General features: G+C 66.8%; 3 protein-coding genes and 1 pseudogene. All 4 read left to right on the top strand.

The features are described 5' to 3' along the window. Positions 1-64 precede the first annotated feature (64 nt). Positions 65-331: a flagellar biosynthesis protein FliQ gene (gene fliQ, locus VW23_RS20760; RefSeq protein WP_069911416.1), complete on the top strand. Its 267-nt coding sequence runs from the start codon at positions 65-67 to the stop codon at positions 329-331. A 2-nt stretch (positions 332-333) separates the two neighbouring features. Further along, positions 334-1104, top strand: coding sequence for a flagellar biosynthetic protein FliR (gene fliR / locus VW23_RS20755; RefSeq protein ID WP_069911415.1), 771 nt, complete (start codon positions 334-336; stop codon positions 1102-1104). Between the two features lie 104 nt (positions 1105-1208). Further along, positions 1209-2291 (top strand): flagellar biosynthesis protein FlhB, encoded by a 1083-nt coding sequence (gene flhB / locus VW23_RS20750; protein ID WP_069911414.1) that lies wholly within the window; start codon positions 1209-1211, stop codon positions 2289-2291. Positions 2292-2590: 299 nt separating this feature from the next. Then, positions 2591-3814, top strand: a pseudogene (locus VW23_RS29695) (hypothetical protein); the annotation flags it as partial.

Genomic DNA, 3814 nt, shown 5'->3' with positions numbered 1-3814 from the left:
AAACAGAGGCTCCCGCTTTCGCGGGAATGACCCTGTGGGTGGGGCCGGGCCGGGACAAAGCCCGATGACCGGCGCCGCAATTCTCGATCTCGCCCGCGAGGGTATCTGGGTGATGATCCTCGTCGCCGCGCCGATGATGATCGTCGGGCTGGTGGTCGGCGTGGTCATCGCACTGTTCCAGGCGCTGACGCAGATCCAGGAAATGACGCTGGTGTTCGTGCCCAAGATCCTCGCGATCTTTGTCACCATGCTGCTGTCGCTGCCGTTCATGGGCGCCATCCTCGGTGGCTACATGACCAAGCTCGCCGACATGATCATCTCCGGCGGCTGACCATGATCTCGCTCAACTGGCTGCCCGAGACGGCTTATTTCTACGTGCTGATCTTTGCTCGCGTCGGCGCCATGCTGATGCTGATCCCGGCGCTGGGCGAGACGGCCATCCCGGCGCGCATGCGGCTGAGTTTCGCGCTGGTCTTTGCCGCGGTGCTCTATCCGATCGTCTCGCCGCAGCTGCCGGCGCTGCCGACCAACCTGCCCGAGATCGTGGTGGTGCTGCTGCACGAAGTGATCGTCGGGCTGATCCTCGGCGCTATCGCCCGGCTGGCCGTCTCGGGCACGCAGACCGCCGGCGCAGTGATCGCCTCGTCGTCGGGCCTTTCCGTCGCCCAGGCGGCCGACCCGACCAATGGCGGGGTGCAGGGCGCGCTGATCGGCGCCTTCCTCAGCTTTCTCGGCATCGCGCTGATCTTTGCCACCGATCTCCACCATGTGGCTTTGTCGGCGGTGCATGACAGCTACATGATCTTCACGCCCAAGGAGCCGCTGATGTTCGGCGACGCGGCTCAGACGGTGGTGGATACGGTCGCCGGCGCCTTCGTCATCGGGGTGCAGATGTCGGCGCCGTTCATCGTCTTCGGGCTGGTGTTCAACCTGGGGATGGGCATCCTCAGCCGGCTGATGCCGCAATTGCAGGTGTTCTTCATCGCCATGCCGGCAACTGTGGGCGTCGGGCTGATCCTGATGGCGCTGCTGCTCGCCATGATGATGGGCCTCTACCTGATGCATTTCGAGGGCGTGCTCGCCATGCTGCGCGGCGTTCGCTAATGCGCGTCGCGATCTCCAGGAGTCGCTCCGTGCGCCTTAGCTCTTTGTTATTGCGCATGTCTTTGTTCCGAAACCGGTACGCACTTTCGGGAGACATGCGGTAAATGAGCGACGAGGCCCCGGAACAGTCGTCAAAAACCGAAGACCCCTCAGAAAAAAAGCTCCGCGACGCCCATGAGAAGGGCGACGTGGTCAAGAGCCAGGAGGTCAATACCTGGTTCATCCTGTCGGGCTCGGCGCTGGTGTTCGCGATGATGGCAGGGCCGACCAGCGCCAGCCTCGTCGAACAGCTCAAGGTGCTGCTCGGCAATGCCGAAAAGTTCGAGGTCGGCAGCCAGGCGCTGGCGGCGTTCTGGAGCGGGCTCGCCGGCTCGATCCTCTTGGTGGCGATCCTGCCATCGATCGTCCTCGCAGCGTTCGGCATTGCCGCTAACCTGGTGCAGCATCGGCCGCTGCTGTCGCTCGATCCGATCAAGCCGAAATTCTCCAAGATCAACCCGATCGAGGGGGCCAAGCGCCTGTTCTCGACCGAGGCGCTGGTCAACTTCGTCAAGGGGCTGATCAAGCTCGCCGTGGTGTCGGCGGTGCTGTGGTTTGTGCTGGCGCCCAAAATCGACAGCCTCGAGATGATGATCCAGCTCGAACCGGCGATGATCGCCGCCGAGTTCATGGACCTGAGCCTGAACATCTTCGGGGCGGTGCTGGCGGTGGTCACCGTCGTCGCCATCGCCGACTACGTGTACCAGCGCACCCGCTGGTGGAACCGGCTGAAGATGACGGTCCAGGAGACCCGCGACGAATACAAGCAGCAGGAAGGCGACCCCAAGGTCAAAGGCCGCATCCGGCAGGTGCGCATGGAGCGCAGCCGCAAGCGCATGATGGCGGCGGTGCCGCAGGCGACGGTGGTGATCACCAACCCGACGCACTTCGCCGTGGCGCTGAAATACGATCGCGACATGGCGGCGCCGCAATGCGTCGCCAAGGGCGCCGACGCCATCGCCTTCCGCATCCGCGAGCTGGCCAAACAGCACGACGTGCCGATCATCGAGAACCCGCCGCTGGCCCGGGCGCTCTATGCCAGCGTCGATATCGACCAGACCATCCCGACCGAGCATTTCAAGGCAGTCGCCGAAGTCATCGGCTTCGTGATGCGGCTGAAGCAGGGCCGCGGGTGGAAGGCGGGGTAGGGGTACGCAGCCTTCTCAGGCCCGCGAAAGCAGTAGCGCCCACCGGCGTCATCCCCGCGAAAGCGGGGATCTCCGTTTGCGATGGTTCCGCGGCCAGGAAAACAGAGGTTCCCGCTTTCGCGGGAATGACACGGTGGTTGTCGGCACGGTTGGTGCCCTGGTCTATCGGCGTCGCCCTCTCACAAATCTGCCCGACCCGACGGGGATAACGCCATTGCGGCTACCCAACCGACTTGTGGCTTTGCTAGACCTTGAGAAGGCCGATTCGGCGTGACTTTTCCCCGGGGCACCACCAGCGCATGGCACCTCTGCCGCTCGACGAGGATAACTATCCCAACCCGCTGCTGAACCGCGGGCGCAGCAGTGCGGGGCTGTGGCGCGTGGTGGCGCTGGCGGCCTTCTTCATTGCGGGCGCCGTGCTGCTGGCGACGCTGGGCGACCGTATCCCGGCCGACCTGATCCTGGTATTCCTCGGGCTGCTCGCCGTGGTGGGCGTCTTCTGCCTGTTCGCCGTGGCCGCCGGGCTGTTCCGTTTCTCGGCCAGCGAAGACACTCAGACGCTCAGCCGCGCCGTGGTCGACAGCCTGCCGTTCGGCGCGCTGGTCACCGACCGCGAGGGCAAGATCAGCTACGTCAACGCGCACTACGGCGAGTTTCCCGGCGGGGTCACCGACGGGGTGCCGGTTTCGGTGCCGCGGCTGTTTGCCGGCGAGCCCGAGGCCTCCGAGGCGGTGTATCGGCTGGCGCGCGCGGCCCGCGACGGGCGGCCGGCGATCGAGGATATCCGCATCATCGGCGGGCTCGGCGGTTCGGTCGGCGGTTCGACCAAGCCGTTCTGGTATCGGGTCGGGGTGCGGGCGCTGCCGACCATCGACGAGGGCGGCAAGCCTTTGGTGCTGTGGACCGTCGAGGACATCACCCGCGACCGCGAACGGCAGGACAATGCCTTCCTCGAGCTGCAGCGCGCCATCGACTATCTCGACCACGCGCCGGCCGGGTTCTTTTCCGCCGACGCGCAGGCCAGCGTGCCGTCCCTCCACCCCACCCTCGCCCATCCGCTCGGCTCCCACCTTGCCCCCTTCCACTCCACCGCCATCCTCATCCGCGCCATCCTCCACCGCCACCTCCCCAGCCCGCTCATTCCCTCCCGCTCGGCCGTCCACATCCCCACCCAGCACTCCCGTCCCGACCTCCCTCGCCCTCGCGCGCCCACCCTCCCCCTTCCCCCGCCTCCTCCCCCCCCCCCCCCCCCCCCTTCCCGCGCCCCCCCCCCCCGTCTCCCCCCCGCGCCGCCTCGTCGCCCCGCGGCTCCTCGCCTGACCCAAGGCCTGGTCCTCGGCGCTGGGCTTGGCTCCTCCGCGCGCCCTCGCCGCGGGGCTGTCGCTCCGTTGGGCGCGCGCCTCGTTCGCCCTGCTGCCGCCCGCCGTTCGCTTCCTCTCCGCTCCCCCCCTTCTCTTTCCCCCCCTTGGTGCCTGCATTCGCGCCCCCCGGCTGACTTCCGCTTGTGCTTCCCACCACCGCCG

The organism is Devosia insulae DS-56, assembly GCF_000970465.2.
Lineage (GTDB): Bacteria > Pseudomonadota > Alphaproteobacteria > Rhizobiales > Devosiaceae > Devosia_A > Devosia_A insulae.
The sequence above is the reverse complement of the archived record's forward strand: the minus strand, read 5'-3'. Positions and strand labels throughout refer to the sequence as shown.